This window comes from Thermocrinis jamiesonii (assembly GCF_000702425.1).
Taxonomy (GTDB): domain Bacteria; phylum Aquificota; class Aquificia; order Aquificales; family Aquificaceae; genus Thermocrinis; species Thermocrinis jamiesonii.
On the sequence record NZ_JNIE01000004.1, the window covers coordinates 160,052 to 174,626 of the forward strand.

Consider the following 14,575-nt stretch of genomic DNA (forward strand, 5'->3'; position numbering starts at 1 on the left):
TATGATAGGCAAGTTGGTGAGATTGGAAAGGATCATAAATAGGGAAACGGGTAAGACGATTATAGTGCCCATGGATCACGGAGTAAGTTCTGGTCCTATAGAAGGTATAACGGACATAAAAAAGGCTGTGGATGATGTAGCCGAAGGCGGAGCTAATGCGGTAGTCTTACACAAAGGCATGGTAAAGGTAGGCCACAGGGGTCGTGGTAAAGATATTGGGCTTATAGTCCATCTTTCTGCATCCACAGACTGGGCTCCAACTAAGAATGACAAGACCCTTGTTTGCACTGTGGAGGAAGCTATAAAGCTTGGAGCAGATGCGGTCTCTATTCATGTAAACTTGGGAGCAGACTTAGAAAGGGAGATGCTAAGAGACTTTGGTTTTGTATCCAGAGTTTGTGAAGAGTGGGGTATGCCCCTTTTGGCTATGGTCTATGGAAGGGGAAAGGACATGAACCAGTATGACCCTAAGGTAGTTGCTCACTGTGCAAGGATAGGGGCCGAGTTGGGGGCGGACATAGTTAAGGTTCCATACACGGGCTCACCAGAAACGTTTTATAAGGTAGTGGAAGGTTGTCCTGTGCCCGTGGTGATAGCGGGTGGTCCAAAGATGAAAACAGAGAGAGAGGTTTTGGAAATGGTCTATGGAGCCATGCAGGCTGGAGCAAAGGGCTTATCTATTGGAAGGAACGTCTTTCAGGCTAAGGACAGGGTAAAGATGGTAAGGGCTCTGTATGAGTTGGTTCATAAAAATGGCTCTGTAGAGCAGGCATTGAGCATACTGGAAGGAGGTGAATAGATGGGTCTTCTATCGGGTAAGAGGGCTTTAATAACAGGTATAGCAAATGAGAGAAGTATAGCTTATGGCATAGCCAAGTCTTTCCACAGAGAAGGTGCCCAGATGGCTTTTACCTACGCCAACGAAAAACTTAAAAAGAGGGTGGAAGATATTGCCAAGGAATTTGGCAGTGAGCTTGTGTTTGAGTGTGATGTGTCAAAGGATGAGCATATACTTGCTTTGAAGGATTGGCTACAAAAGGAGTGGGGAAGCTTGGACATAATAGTCCATTCCATAGCTTATGCTCCAAAGGAAGAGTTTAAAGGTGGTGTAATAGATACTTCAAGGGAAGGGTTTAAAGTCGCAATGGACGTGTCCGTATACTCACTGATAGCTTTAACAAAAGCACTGCTTCCTTTGATGGAGGGAAGAAACGGTAGTATTATAACCTTGTCTTATTATGGAGCGGAAAAGGTGGTTCCCCATTACAACGTTATGGGTATAGCAAAGGCTGCTCTTGAATGCACAGTCAGGTATTTAGCCTACGATATAGCAAAGTATGGACATAGGATAAACGCCATATCGGCAGGTCCTATAAAGACCCTTGCCGCATACAGCATTACTGGCTTTCACCTACTTATGGAGCATACCACAAAGGTAAATCCGTTTGGAAAGGCTATTACCATAGATGACGTAGGGGATACTGCGGTTTTCCTCTGTAGCGATTGGGCAAGAGCTATAACCGGAGAGGTTGTGCATGTAGACAATGGATACCACATAATGGGTGTGTTTGGGAGGGAAGAGGAGATCAAGAAAGAGGTTTTTGGTAAAAAAACAGAGTTGTGAATACTTAGGGTAGTGCTGAGTAGTTACTGTTTCCTGACCTGCCTACCAATGGTGGAAACCATGTGGAACAGTTTTAGGAAAAGGTTAGTTCCATTAGAGGTTGGGGGGATGTTTCGATGAGAAACTTTTTCGAACAACCTCTGGAGAAGATACAGATAGAGTGTTCAAAAAAGGTCGTGCTTAAGGATAACTTCAAAAAGTTAGAACTTATAGGTGGCATAGACTTAACCTTTGAGAGTTTAAAGGATACTCCCACAAGGGCATGGGCATGTCTTGTGGTAATAGAGCTGAAGACTTTAAAGCCCGTATATTACAAGGTTGTGGAAGGTATTGTAGATTTTCCTTACATTCCAACCTTTTTGGCCTTTAGGGAAATGCCCCTTATGCTTGAGCTATACAAACAGGCAGAAGTGAAGGCAGACGTCTATTTTATAGACGGTCAGGGAGTAGCCCATCCGCGAGGTTGCGGAATAGCATCTCACTTTGGTGTGGAGACGGGAGAACCTACCGTGGGAGTAGCAAAAAGCAAACTTGTAGGATATGCAAAAGATCCAAGCTGGAAAAAAGGTAGTTATCATTACATGACTTATAAGGGGAAAGTTGTGGGGGCAGTTGTTAGGACAAAGGATTATGCAGAGCCTATATATGTATCTGCCGGAAATAACATAAGCTTAAACACCGCTATAGAGCTCGTTTTGAGAACATCCATCTATCGTATCCCTGAACCTACCAGACTGGCACACAACTATTTGCAAAGGATAAGGAAAGAAGCATGAAGAAACACAAGTGCATAAACAGTTTTTTAGCCAACCGCATATTATCACCCCTTTGTCCTTTTGTTAAGCCCCTCTTTAAAAAAGTGTTTAGAATAGAGGTGGTAGGTTTGGAAAATGTGCCTTCTGAAGCTTGTATTGTAGCATCCAATCACAGGAGTCACTTGGATCCACCAGTTCTGAACGCAGTATTCCCTGAACCTTTAATTTTCATCGCAAAGGAAGAGCTTTTTAAAGTTCCATTACTTGGAAAACTTCTGCCCCACATGGGTGCAATTCCGGTCAAAAGAGGTTCAGGTGATATGCAAGCCTTAGAGCTATCTCTTAGCTTCTTAGAGAAGGGTTGTAAAGTGTGCATATTTCCAGAAGGTTCAAGGGCAAACCCCGGGGAATTTCTGAGACCAAAGCTCGGCGTGGGTATCTTAGCCATAAAAAGCAAAAAACAAGTTTTGCCGGTCTATATAGACGGGACAGATAAAGTAATGCCAAGGGGCAAAAGCTTTCCAAAGCCCGGTCCTACCATAAGGGTAATAATAGGAAAACCCAAAGATTACTCTAAGGAAACCAACTACAAAGAAGTAGCTATCAAGATAATGGAGGAGATAAAAACCTTGAGTAAGTTATAATTTGTTTGTGCAGATTTTAGTTACGGGTTGTGCGGGATTTATTGGTTGGGCTGTTGCAAAAAGGCTGTTGGAAGAAGGACACAAAGTAATAGGCGTAGATAACTTAAACAGCTATTACGATGTAAGGCTAAAGCACTACAGACTGGAAGACCTCAGAAGTTATAGAGATTTCAAGTTCTTCCAATTGGACATAGAGGACTACGGAAAGTTAAAAGAAGTGTTTAAGAATTACCGCTTTGATGCGGTTATCAACGAGGCTGCAAGGGCAGGAGTGAGGGCTTCTATAGAAGATCCCTTTGTTTATATGACAACAAACGCAAACGGCACGCTAAATTTGTTGGAATTGTGTAAAAACTATGGTATTTCTAAGTTTGTTTTGGCTTCCACCTCTTCCCTTTATGCAGGACAGCCTATGCCCTTCAAAGAAGACCTTCCTGTGAATACACCTATCTCCCCTTACGCAGCTTCCAAAAAGGCAGCGGAAGTTATAGCCTACACATACCATTACCTTTACGGAATTGATGTTTCTATCCTGAGATACTTTACCGTCTATGGTCCTGCTGGAAGGCCCGATATGAGCGTTTTTAGATTTATAAAGTGGATAATGGAAGACTCTTCTTTGGAAGTTTTTGGCGATGGTAGTCAAAGCAGGGATTTCACTTACATAGAAGATATTGCAGAAGGAACCATTCTGGCATTAAAGCCCTTGGGTTATCAGATAATAAATCTTGGAAACAACAAACCCCACAGTTTGCTGGAGATGATAAGTTTGGTGGAGCGATTTACTGGGAAAAAGGCTAAGATAGAAAATAGGGAATTTCACAAGGCGGACATGAAAGCAACCTGGGCAGACATAACTAAGGCAAAAGAGCTTTTGGGATGGCAACCTAAGACTTCTTTGGAGGAGGGAATAGAAAAGACAGTGGATTGGTTTAAGAAAAACTGGCACTGGCTTAAAGAGGTTAAACTTTGAAGATTTTGGTAACTGGTGGAGCGGGATATATAGGCTCCCACATGGTAAAGCTTTTGGTGGAAAAGGGTTACGATGTTCTGACTTTTGATAATCTTTCCAACGGATATGAGTGGGCTGTGGTAAATAGGAAGTTGATAGTGGGGGATCTTTTAAACTACAAGCTGTTGGAAGAGGTGCTTTTAGATTACAAACCCCACGCGGTAATGCACTTTGCAGCAAAGGTATCTGTTCCAGAAAGTGTGGAAAAACCTCTGCTCTACTATGAAAACAACTTTTGTGGAACCTTGAACCTTTTACAGGCAATGAAAAGGTCAAACATCAAGCTTCTTATCTTTTCTTCCACCGCAGCGGTCTATGGCATACCAAAGGAGGTGCCAGTTAAAGAACATAGCCCTACACACCCCATAAGCCCTTACGGATGGAGCAAGCTTTTTTCAGAACAAGCCATAAAGGACTTTTCAAAGGCTGAAGGTATAAAGTATGGCATACTCAGATACTTCAACGTAGCAGGCGCAGACCCAGAAGGAAAGATAGGACAGGTTAGCAAAAACCCAACCCATCTTATCCTTAGGGCCCTAAAGACCGCAAAAGGCGAGCTTCCTCATCTTGAGGTTTATGGAACAGATTATCCTACTCCCGATGGGACCTGCATAAGGGATTACATACACGTTATGGACCTGTGTCAAGCCCACTTGGACGTGCTAAACTACCTTATGAACGGTGGAGAGAGTGAGGTGTTTAACGTAGGTTATGGAAGAGGTTACTCTGTTCTTGAAGTGATAGAGGCGGTAAAGAAAGTGACTGGCGTGGATTTTAAGGTGGTTACCGCACAAAGAAGAGCAGGAGATCCACCAGAGATAGTGGCGGATCCCTCTAAGCTTAAGCAGTTAGTAGGTTGGAAGCCCGTATACGACGACCTTCACTACATAATAAAAACCGCATGGGATTGGGAAAGATCTTGTGATAAACTATGTATTTGAGCTTTTTGGGAGTATAGAATGGAGCCTTTGGGGGACAAGTTTAGAGCGCTGGCTGAGGCTATAGAAAGAGAATCTGTACTCGTGCATAGAGCCGCACTAATAGACGGATATAGAGATATATACAAGTATTCTACATTTGGTATAGACAAGTTGATAAAAAAAGCTGCTGAGTATGGAGGGAAAAAGGGGGCAAAGATACTAAAGGAAAGGTACGGAGTATATACAGATAGGTTGGATGAAGCTTTGGAGATGCTTACCGTGATAGCGGAATCTTCTAGGCTTATAGAGGTGTTTGAGTTTGACGTGGAAGCTAAGGAAATAAGAGTGGAAGGGTCCATATTGGTGGAGGCGGTAGGTAAAAGCAGTAAGCCTGTCTGCGAGCCAATGGCTGGTTTCTTTGCAGGTTTTTTGAGTGAACTTTTGGAGAAAAAAATAGACGTTAAAGAAACAAAGTGCGCTGCACAGGGACACGAAAGGTGCGTGTTTAAAATATCTATATGAGCTTGCTTAGGGTAAAGACTACGAAAAAAACAAGTATTGTTAACATAACTCCCTTAGTTAAAGAGGAGGTAAAAAAGTCCGGCGTAAAATCTGGGTTGTGTTTGATTTATGTGCCCCACACCACCTGTGCGGTCTTCATAAACGAAGGAGCAGATCCTGATGTGGTAAGAGACATAACCTATATGTTAGAAAAGCTTATACCTTGGGACGATAAAAACTATGCCCATGCGGAAGGTAACTCTGCAGCTCACATAAGAAGCTCTATCATAGGCAATTCAAGGATAGTCCCCATAGAGGGCGGGGAACTAATGCTTGGAACTTGGGAATCTATATTCTTGGCGGAGTTTGACGGTCCAAGGGAAAGAAAGGTTATAATAAAGATTATAGAATGCTAAGTAAAGAAGTGGTTGAAAAAGTAGCGCAGTTGGCTAAGTTAAAGCTAACGGAAGAGGAAAAGGAAACCTTGAGCAAGCAGTTGTTGGATATTATAGAATTTGTCAATCAGCTCAATCAGGTGGATACGGAACAAATAGAAGGCTTTGAAAATCCTCCGGAAGGAACCTTTCTAAGGGAAGATGTGCCCCAAAATCCCTTACCGCGAGAGAAAGCTCTCATGAATGCTCCTGAAAAGGAAAATGGATTTTTCGTAGTTCCAAGAATACTTGAAGTTTAGCTTGGGAGGTATTAAGATTTAAAGCTATGGTAGAGGTTAAATCAAAAGAAGCTGAGGAAAAAAGGAAGGCTTTAGAAAGTGTCCTTGCCTCCATTGAAAGGAAGTTTGGTAAAGGTTCTATTATGCCTCTGAAAAATGCGGAAAAGGTAAAGGTAGAAACTATATCAACCGGTTCTCTGTCTTTGGATATAGCCACTGGAGTAGGCGGCATACCAAGGGGAAAGATAATAGAGATCTTTGGACCTGAGTCTTCGGGAAAAACAACTTTAGCACTGCATGTAATAGCAGAAGCTCAGAAGAATGGAGGAATAGCGGTATTCATAGATGCAGAGCATGCCCTTGATCCCAAATACGCCCAAAAAATTGGCGTAGATGTGGAAAACCTTTACATATCCCAGCCAGACTATGGAGAGCAGGCTTTAGAAATAGCAGAAAGTCTTCTCAGAAGTGGTGCGGTGGATGTGATAGTAATAGACTCTGTAGCTGCTTTAGTGCCAAAGGATGAGCTGGAAGGAGAAATGGGAGAAGCTCATGTAGGCAAGCAAGCCAGACTTATGGCTCAGGCACTGAGAAAGTTAAAAAGTTTAGCCCACAATGCCAATGCAGCGGTGATATTCATAAATCAGCTTAGGGAAAAGATAGGGGTGATGTTTGGAAATCCAGAAACCACACCCGGAGGAAGGGCACTGAAGTTCTTTGCAGACATGCGTTTGGATGTAAGAAGGATAGGGGATGCAAAGGAAGGAGAGAGTAAAGTAGGTAGCAGGGTGAGAGTTAAGGTGGTAAAAAATAAATTGGCTCCTCCTTTTAGAGAAGCAGAGTTTGATATGATCTACGGTGAGGGGATATGTAAGCTTTGCGATTTGGTGGATACTGCAGCAGAGCTTGGGGTTATTAAAAAAAGCGGAGCTTGGTACAGTTACGGAGAAATAAGGTTAGGGCAGGGGAGAGACCAGGCAAAAAAATTCCTTCAAGAAAATCCAGAGCTTGCTAAAGAAATAGAACAAAAAGTTAGGGAGGTGGCAGGTATTGCTACAGCTAATACTAAGGAAGGCGATTGAACTTGGTGCATCAGACATTCATTTAAAAACTGGTTCTGTGCCAGTTGTTAGGGTAAAAAAAAGACTGCTACGTTTGGAGGATTTTAAACCCATTGAAGGTGGGCAAATGGAAACGTTTTTAGCAGAAATACTGGGTAAAAACAGGAAAAAGCTGGCGGAATTTGAAGAATTAGGTGAAACCGACGTCTCTTACTCCATTCCCGGTTTAGCCCGTTTAAGAGTAAACGTGTATAAACAAAGAACAACTATAGCTATGGCTTTTAGGGTCATACCTTATAGCATCCCTCCCTTTGATACACTTAACTTACCCCCTGTTTTAAGGAAGGTTGTAAATGAACACACCAAAGGGTTGATCTTAGTTACAGGACCCACTGGATCCGGCAAATCAACTACGATAGCATCTTTGATAGATGAGTTAAACGCCACAAAGGACTATACGATAATAACCATAGAAGATCCCATAGAGTACCTTTTTAGGGACAAAAGGTGCTACATAGTTCAGAGGGAGGTAGGAATAGATACTTCTTCCTTTGCCAGGGGACTAAGGGCAGCCTTGCGGGAAGATCCGGACGTAATATTCGTAGGTGAAATAAGAGATCCAGAAACTGCGCTAATAGCCCTACAGGCTGCAGAGACGGGACACTTGGTCTTTTCTACATTGCACACGCTGGATGCCAAAGAAACTATAAACAGACTCATAGGCATGTTTAACTTAGAAGTGAGAGAGCAAATAAGGATTCAGTTGGCAGAAACTCTTGTGGCAGTTTTTTCTCAAAGGCTATTACCAAGAAAGGATAGAACCGGTGTCATACCAGCGGTGGAGGTTTTGATAAACACTCCATCCATAAAGGAATGCATACTTGATCCAAGTAAATTTGATGAAATATCCACTCTTATGGAAAAGGGTAGGACTGTTTACGGAACTCAGACCTTTGACCAACATTTGGAGGAGTTATACAAAAAAGGTCTGATAGATTATAATACCGCCTTAGCTTACGCCAGCAAACCGGCGGATTTAGAACTTAAGTTGAAGGGTATCTCTTCGGGTGGTAGAGGTTTCTTTTGATGAAGATAGCAGTTGATGGCCCTTCGGCCAGTGGTAAAAGCACCGTAGCAAAGCTTTTATCCCAAAGATTGGGCATACCTTACTTAGAAACAGGCTTGTTATACAGAATGTTTGGCTATATAGCCTTTAAGGAAAAAGTAAAACCTGAGGAGTCATTAAAGTTATTTGAAGAGGATTTTAGAGTAGTTTTTGATGTGGGAAAAACAGAAGTGTATTGGAAGGGTAAAAATCTAGCAGAAGAGCTCAAAGGGGAAGAAGTGGGAAAGTATGCATCCCTTTTAGGGGAGATTCCAGCCTTTAGAGAGAGAATGATTGAATTTTTTAGACGTTTGGTAGGGGATTCTCAGGTGGTGGCAGAAGGAAGGGACGTAGGCACCCACATATTCCCAGAAGCGCCACTAAAGTTTTTTATAACCGCTTCAGCAGAAGAAAGGGCAAGAAGAAGATACTTAGAGCTAAAGTCCAAAGGCTTGGAAGTATCATACGAGGAAATTCTCAGGGTTATTCAAGAAAGGGATCTTAGGGATGCCCATAGGCCGGTTTATCCTTTCAAACCAGCGGAAGACGCCCACATCATAGACACAACAAACATGAGCGTTGAGGAAGTTTTGGAAACCATGTTGAAAATCCTTAAGGAGAAAAAGGTTTGAGTTTGGACATTCAGAAGCTTTTGGCAACTGCAAAAGCTCTAAGAGAAATAGATTTGGGAGAAATATACTTACTGAGAGATACAGCAAAACAGGAAAAACCAAATAAACACCATCTTTTAAAACAACTTTACGAAAGGCTTGAGAGGGAAAGAAAATGCGTTCTGTATGAGTCTGCCAGCGGATACGTGTTTGGAGAGGGTGATCCAGACTCTCCTGTTGTTTTTGTTGGAGAAGCACCGGGAGAAGAAGAGGACAAACTAAAAAGACCTTTCGTGGGTAGGGCTGGACAGTATCTAAACAGCAAGTTGGAAGAAGTAGGACTAAAGAGAGAAAAGATCTATATTACCAACGTAGTAAAGTCCAGACCACCGGGCAACCGAGCGCCTACAAAAGAGGAGATGGCATCATGCCTTCCTTACCTTAGAAAGGAAATAGAGATCATAAAGCCAAAGTTAATAGTCTGTCTTGGTGCTACTGCAATGAAAGGAATACTTGGTAAAGAGTATGCCATTACCAAATACCGTGGGCATATTTTTCCCTATCCTTACGATACAAAAATAAAAGTTTTTTTAACTTATCACCCAGCTTACGTGTTGAGAAACCCGTCTGCAGACAAAGAATTCACTGAAGACCTAAGGGCTATAGTAAAGCTCATTGCTGAAGCTTGATTTTCAGGAAGCCTTCCTCAAGCTTTGCTCCAGAGGGCTCATAACTTCTGAGTTTTCTTGGTAACATTATATGGCTTTTAAAGTTTTTCCAGCGAACTATGATTTCAGCACCGCTTTTTATGACAGAAAGCCCATCTTTTGTGAGGAACGGCGCTCTTAACTTTACGGTGTATCCGCCGTCCTCCTCTATAAACTCGTAAGGTTTCTCTTTGAAAAACACTGTGTATGGGTCTTTGTCTGCGTAAATTAGGTCTGCCAAAATACTCAGTTTTTCCTCTCCTACCACCTCATCCTCCATAAGGGGAACTTTGAAGGTAGGTATTGGATAAAATAGCGCCTCCATCTCTTCCAGATATTTTTTCTGTGTTAAGACCCACTTTGACATGCTGTCACACTCACTTAAGTTTGTGGGTAAAACCTTGTTTATTATTACCGCATCTACGTTGGTGCCAAAGAGGTTAAAGTAGAGCATAGCCCTCTGGCTTTCCTTTAAAACCATCTTCTCTGGATTTGCTACAAGTCTAACCGAGGTTATCTCTGGGTCTATCAAAAGCTCATCCACTCCTTTGAGCTTTTCATAAAAGTTTTCCAAAGCTTTGAAATACTCATCGTCCGGTAGTGGGACATCGGTTATCCTCTGAGCTATTGGCCTTGCTACCTTCATTATAGTTCTTTCTACCCTAAAGATCTTCTTCATATACCACTTTAGCACCGTGGGCATAGAAACAAAACGCAAAGATTCTCCGGTAGGTGGGAGGTCAAGTATTAAAACATCAAACTCTTTTTCTCTGTAGTATTTATTCACATATAAAAGGCTAGTGACCTCTTCCATACCGGGAAGTATGGCAAGTTCTTCTGAAACTATCTCGCTTAGCCCAGTGGTGTTAAAGAGGAGTTCCAAAAACCTATACACGTCCCCCCAGTATCTGTCTATTTCTTCCTGCACATCTATTTCTTGTATATAAAGCTTATCATTTATCTTTATAGGAAGACCTTTGGCATTTATTTTTTCTTGCTCTGGTATGTCAAAGGAGTCTCCTAAGCTGTGGGCTGGATCTAAGGAAACTATTATGGTTTTGTAGCCTAGTTTGGAAAGTCTGTATCCTGTTGCTGCGGATATGGTGGTCTTTCCTACTCCACCTTTACCAGAAAAAAGTATTATTCGCATAAAATTACAATATAATACGCGTTAGCAATGAAGAAGAAGATAGTTAGTCAAATAAACCTAAGGGAAGATAGATTGCCCCCGGGGCAAAAGTGGATCTCTGCACCCATAGTTTATGACATCGTGGATGAATTGCCAGAATGGGACCTTTCTAAGTATAGGTTCAAGGTATGGGGAGAGGTAAAAAAACCTTTAGAGCTTTCCTACGAAGAGATATTGTCTTTACCTGCGGTAGAGCTTGTTGCAGACTTTCATTGCGTTACCCGGTGGAGTGTAAAGGATATAGTCTGGGAAGGTGTGCAAACAAAAACTATTCTAAGTATGGTAGAGCCTACTCAGGACGCTAAATTTGTTTTAGTCCATTGTTTGGAAGGATACACCACCAACATGCCAATAGAATACCTTTTTGAGGAAGACAGTATATTAGCCTACAAAATGTATGGCAAACCAATTCCAAAAAGGCACGGGTTTCCTCTAAGGCTTGTGGTTCCCAAGTTGTATGCTTGGAAGAGTGCTAAGTATGTTTGTGGGCTTGAGATTTTAAAGGAGGATGTGCCAGGCTTTTGGGAAAGGAGAGGTTACAATATGAGAGGAGACCCTTGGAGAGAGGAAAGGTATTGGTAAGGCTCAACGCCTTTTTGTCTATGTGTGGTATTGCATCCAGAAGAAAGGCAGACCAGCTTATTCTTGAAGGCAGGGTAAAGGTAAATGGTATAACAGTTAGGGAGTTTGGTTGGAGAATAGATCCTCAAAAGGATGTGGTAGAAGTAGATGGAAAGCCTGTAAAACCTCAAAGGTATAGATACATAGCCCTTTACAAACCTTGCTGTTATCTTACTGCCTTAGGGAAATCACAGGATGGTAAAAAGACCATTCAAGAGCTCATAAAGGACATTCCGGAAAGGCTCTATCCTGCGGGAAGGCTTGATTACAACGCAGAGGGTCTTTTGATTCTTACCAACGATGGACAGCTAGCAAACAGGATAATGCACCCGCGCTATAAACTTCCAAAAACTTACCAAGTTTTGGTAAAGGGAAAGGTAAGTGCAAAAACCTTAGAATCTATGAAAAGGGGCGCCTACTTAGAAGACGGCTTTGCAAAACCGGTTAGCGTTCGCATACTCAGATACGAGAAGGACAACACCCTTTTGGAAATTGTTTTTACAGAGGGAAGAAAGCATATCGTAAAAAGATTCACCGCCCACTTTGGACATAAGGTTTTGAAACTCAAAAGGACCGCCATAGGTCCTATAAAACTTGGAAAGTTAAGCCCGGGAAAATGGAGGGAGCTTTCAAAAGAGGAAGTAATAGCACTCAAAAAAGCTGTTAAAATGCTAAACTGATGGAAAGCGTCCTGAAGTTTTTATTTTTTGTGGTTGCCTTTGTGGTTTTCTTGAGGCTTGGACTAAAGCTTTATGTGTTAAAAAAGGCAAAGAGTAAGGAAGGTATGAAGGTTGAAGGGTTAAGTAGCGGTGTGCTTTACTTTTATTCTCCACGATGTGGAGCTTGCAAGGCTATGGAGCCCCAGATAGACCTCCTTTCTAAGGAGCTGGAAGTTAGAAAGTTTGATGTTTTTTCGGATGATGGACAAAGAGAGGCAAAGAAGTTTGGAGTTATGGCCACACCCACCACCGTTCTTGTGAAAGACGGTAAGGTGCATAAAGTTTTTGTGGGTATAGTCAGTGCAGATAGGATCCTCAAAGAGTTTAAGCTCTGATAATCCTGCTTACCTTCTCTACCCCTTCCAACTTTTTTAGCGCTCCAATTACTTTGTTTAGGTGTTCCAAACTGTTTAGCTCCACCACAAACTCCATCACCGCCTCGCCCGTATGCAAACTCTTTGTAATTGACTGAAGAATGTTTGCGTTTAGCCTTGCCAAAGTAGAGGCAACTTCTCCAAGAATACCTACCCTGTCTTTTACCCACAGACGAAGTGGCACACTTTGTTTGCCCTGCGCACTTGCCCAATTTACCTTTACTACCCTTTCTGGAAAGTGTTTTTGGATGTGCTGTAGGTTGGGACAGTTGGCTAAGTGAATGATCAAGCCCTTGCCCTTTGATACAACTCCAAGGACCTCATCCCCCGGTAATGGGCTACAGCACTTTGCTATCTGATACATAACCTTTTCTATACCTTCCAACTGAACCTTTGTGTCATTATCCTTTCCTACCTTTTCCTTAGATTCAATTTTCTTCAAACCAAGTATTTGGTAAATTCTTTCTTTACTCAATTTACCACTTCCTACCATCAGATATACTTCATCGTCCTTCTGTATGTCTTCAGCATTTTTTATCTGGTTTAGCAAAGCCTGCCTATCTATGTTTAACTTTTTGGATAGAAGGTCCAAAGTTTGCTTTCCATCTTCTATCCACTTTTCCCTTTCTAACTCCTTAAGGTAAGCCTTTATTCTGCTTTTTGCCTTTGAAGTTACTACGAACTTTAACCATTCTGGGTTTGGTTTTTTTGTTGGGTTGGTGATTATTTCCACTTGGTCTCCATTTTGTAGTTTGTAGTCCAAAGGCACGATCCTTCCATTTACCTTTGCCCCTGCACAGTGATTTCCTATGTCCGTGTGTATGTGATAGGCAAAATCCACCGGAGTAGCTCCCTTTGGAAGCACTATCAGGTCTCCCTTAGGAGTAAATACGAAGACCTCTTCCGAAAAGAGCTCTAACTTTATGTTTTCCAAAACTTCCTGCGGGTTTTTACTGCCTTTTAAGCTTTCCACCAAACCTTTTAGCCAGCTATAAACCGTGTTGTCTTTTAAGTTGATGGATTCTTTGTAGGCCCAGTGGGCTGCAATACCCTTTTCAGCTCTTTCGTGCATCTCCCAAGTTCTTATTTGCACCTCAACAACCTTTCCCTTTGGACCAATGACTGCGGTGTGCAAAGATTGATAAAGATTTGGCTTTGGCAAGGATATATAATCGTCAAACTTTCCGGGAATGGGTGTGAAGGTATTGTGTATTATACCAAGCACCAAGTAGCACTCTTCTACCGTATTGACGATAACCCGAACGCCTAAGATATCGTGCACATCCTCTAAGCGTATGCCTTTTCTTATGGTCTTCTGCCATATGCCGTATAGGTGCTTTGGTCTGTAAGTAATTTCCGCATTTACGTTGTGGGTTTTCAGAGCTTCTTTAAGCTTAGGAATGAAGAGCTTTTTTAGGTATTCTTCAAGTTTTTCCTTATTTTCCTTTATGAATTCTTTTACCTTCTCGTACTCTTTTGGGTAAAGGAACATGAAACATAGGTCTTCAAGCTCGGTTTTTATCCGCCAAATACCCAACCTGTTTGCCAAAGGCACGTATATTTCCAAAGTTTCTTTTGCTATCCTTATCTGCTTTTCCTTCGGAAGATGTTGCAGTGTCCTCATGTTGTGTAGTCTGTCCGCAAGTTTCACCAATAGGACCCTAAGGTCTTTTGCGGTAGCCAAAAGTAATTTTCTGTAGTTTTCCGCCCTCTCTGAACCTACGTCCTTAAACTTGTATTTTCCTATTTTTGTGACACCTTCCACAATGTCTGCGACCACTGCACCAAAGAGTCTTTTTATCTCCTCGTAGGATGTTTGGGTGTCTTCCAGCACATCATGAAGCAAAGCGGATATTATTGCTTCTTTTCCCAAGCCCATTTCTGCTGTTATGATTGCGACCTCCAATGGATGGATCACGTATGGTTCCCCGGATGCTCTTTTTTGTCCTGCGTGTTTTTCTTCTAAAAACTCTATAGCCCTCAGAACCTCATCCCTATCCCTTTCCTCCACAAAGCTAAACAGCCTTTCCACCTTTTTGGAAAGAAGAGCTTGCATAGT

18 protein-coding genes are annotated in these 14,575 nt (G+C 42.1%); 16 read left to right on the plus strand and 2 right to left on the minus strand.

Annotation, left to right across the window (positions count from 1 at the left end; translation table 11 throughout):
* Position 1: 1 nt before the first annotated feature.
* From K217_RS0105110 to K217_RS0105170, 13 genes are all read left to right on the plus strand, one after another.
* Positions 2-799, plus strand: a complete 798-nt coding sequence (locus K217_RS0105110; protein ID WP_029552054.1) for a 2-amino-3,7-dideoxy-D-threo-hept-6-ulosonate synthase — start codon at positions 2-4, stop codon at positions 797-799.
* On the plus strand, positions 800-1,624 hold the full coding sequence (locus K217_RS0105115) for an enoyl-ACP reductase FabI (protein WP_029552055.1): 825 nt from the start codon (positions 800-802) through the stop codon (positions 1,622-1,624). It abuts the gene before it with no gap.
* A gap of 116 nt (positions 1,625-1,740) precedes the next feature.
* A complete protein-coding gene (locus tag K217_RS0105120) occupies positions 1,741-2,400 on the plus strand; it encodes an endonuclease V (protein ID WP_029552056.1) in 660 nt (219 codons plus the stop codon).
* A complete protein-coding gene (locus tag K217_RS0105125) occupies positions 2,397-3,023 on the plus strand; it encodes a lysophospholipid acyltransferase family protein (protein WP_029552057.1) in 627 nt (208 codons plus the stop codon). Before K217_RS0105120 ends, K217_RS0105125 begins: the two co-directional genes overlap by 4 nt.
* 7 nt (positions 3,024-3,030) lie before the next feature.
* Positions 3,031-3,996, plus strand: a complete 966-nt coding sequence (locus K217_RS0105130; RefSeq protein ID WP_029552058.1) for an SDR family NAD(P)-dependent oxidoreductase — start codon at positions 3,031-3,033, stop codon at positions 3,994-3,996.
* Positions 3,993-4,976, plus strand: coding sequence for a UDP-glucose 4-epimerase GalE (gene galE / locus K217_RS0105135; protein ID WP_029552059.1), 984 nt, complete (start codon positions 3,993-3,995; stop codon positions 4,974-4,976). Before K217_RS0105130 ends, galE begins: the two co-directional genes overlap by 4 nt.
* 18 nt (positions 4,977-4,994) lie before the next feature.
* A complete protein-coding gene (locus K217_RS0105140; protein WP_029552060.1) occupies positions 4,995-5,477 on the plus strand; it encodes a V4R domain-containing protein in 483 nt (160 codons plus the stop codon).
* Entirely contained in the window at positions 5,474-5,872 is a 399-nt protein-coding gene (locus K217_RS0105145) for a secondary thiamine-phosphate synthase enzyme YjbQ (RefSeq protein WP_029552061.1), read from the plus strand. The genes K217_RS0105140 and K217_RS0105145 overlap by 4 nt, the downstream gene beginning before the upstream one ends.
* Entirely contained in the window at positions 5,866-6,150 is a 285-nt protein-coding gene (gene gatC, locus K217_RS0105150) for an Asp-tRNA(Asn)/Glu-tRNA(Gln) amidotransferase subunit GatC (protein WP_029552062.1), read from the plus strand. Before K217_RS0105145 ends, gatC begins: the two co-directional genes overlap by 7 nt.
* A 26-nt stretch (positions 6,151-6,176) precedes the next feature.
* Positions 6,177-7,211, plus strand: a complete 1,035-nt coding sequence (recA, locus tag K217_RS0105155; protein WP_029552063.1) for a recombinase RecA — start codon at positions 6,177-6,179, stop codon at positions 7,209-7,211.
* Positions 7,180-8,277 (plus strand): type IV pilus twitching motility protein PilT, encoded by a 1,098-nt coding sequence (locus K217_RS0105160; RefSeq protein WP_029552064.1) that lies wholly within the window; start codon positions 7,180-7,182, stop codon positions 8,275-8,277. Before recA ends, K217_RS0105160 begins: the two co-directional genes overlap by 32 nt.
* The gene (gene cmk, locus K217_RS0105165; protein ID WP_029552065.1) at positions 8,277-8,927 is read left to right on the plus strand and encodes a (d)CMP kinase; all 651 of its coding nucleotides are present in this window, start codon (positions 8,277-8,279) and stop codon (positions 8,925-8,927) included. Before K217_RS0105160 ends, cmk begins: the two co-directional genes overlap by 1 nt.
* Before the next feature lie 2 nt (positions 8,928-8,929).
* Positions 8,930-9,595, plus strand: coding sequence for a uracil-DNA glycosylase (locus K217_RS0105170; protein ID WP_029552066.1), 666 nt, complete (start codon positions 8,930-8,932; stop codon positions 9,593-9,595).
* Here the strand turns inward: K217_RS0105170 and K217_RS0105175 are convergent.
* The gene (locus K217_RS0105175; RefSeq protein ID WP_029552067.1) at positions 9,579-10,763 is read right to left on the minus strand and encodes a TRC40/GET3/ArsA family transport-energizing ATPase; all 1,185 of its coding nucleotides are present in this window, start codon (positions 10,761-10,763) and stop codon (positions 9,579-9,581) included. The genes K217_RS0105170 and K217_RS0105175 overlap by 17 nt on opposite strands.
* Before the next feature lie 27 nt (positions 10,764-10,790).
* Between K217_RS0105175 and K217_RS0105180 the strand changes: the two genes are divergently transcribed.
* The 3 genes from K217_RS0105180 to K217_RS0105190 are packed head-to-tail and all read left to right on the plus strand — an operon-like array spanning position 10,791 to position 12,477.
* Positions 10,791-11,384: a sulfite oxidase-like oxidoreductase gene (locus K217_RS0105180; protein ID WP_029552068.1), complete on the plus strand. Its 594-nt coding sequence runs from the start codon at positions 10,791-10,793 to the stop codon at positions 11,382-11,384.
* Complete coding sequence (locus K217_RS0105185) at positions 11,360-12,103, plus strand: pseudouridine synthase (RefSeq protein WP_038028120.1); 744 nt, start codon at positions 11,360-11,362, stop codon at positions 12,101-12,103. Before K217_RS0105180 ends, K217_RS0105185 begins: the two co-directional genes overlap by 25 nt.
* Positions 12,103-12,477 (plus strand): thioredoxin family protein, encoded by a 375-nt coding sequence (locus K217_RS0105190; RefSeq protein ID WP_029552070.1) that lies wholly within the window; start codon positions 12,103-12,105, stop codon positions 12,475-12,477. The genes K217_RS0105185 and K217_RS0105190 overlap by 1 nt, the downstream gene beginning before the upstream one ends.
* On the opposite strand, the gene K217_RS0105195 is transcribed toward K217_RS0105190, so the two are convergent.
* The gene (locus K217_RS0105195; RefSeq protein WP_029552071.1) at positions 12,467-14,572 is read right to left on the minus strand and encodes a RelA/SpoT family protein; all 2,106 of its coding nucleotides are present in this window, start codon (positions 14,570-14,572) and stop codon (positions 12,467-12,469) included. The genes K217_RS0105190 and K217_RS0105195 overlap by 11 nt on opposite strands.
* Positions 14,573-14,575: the final 3 nt, after the last annotated feature.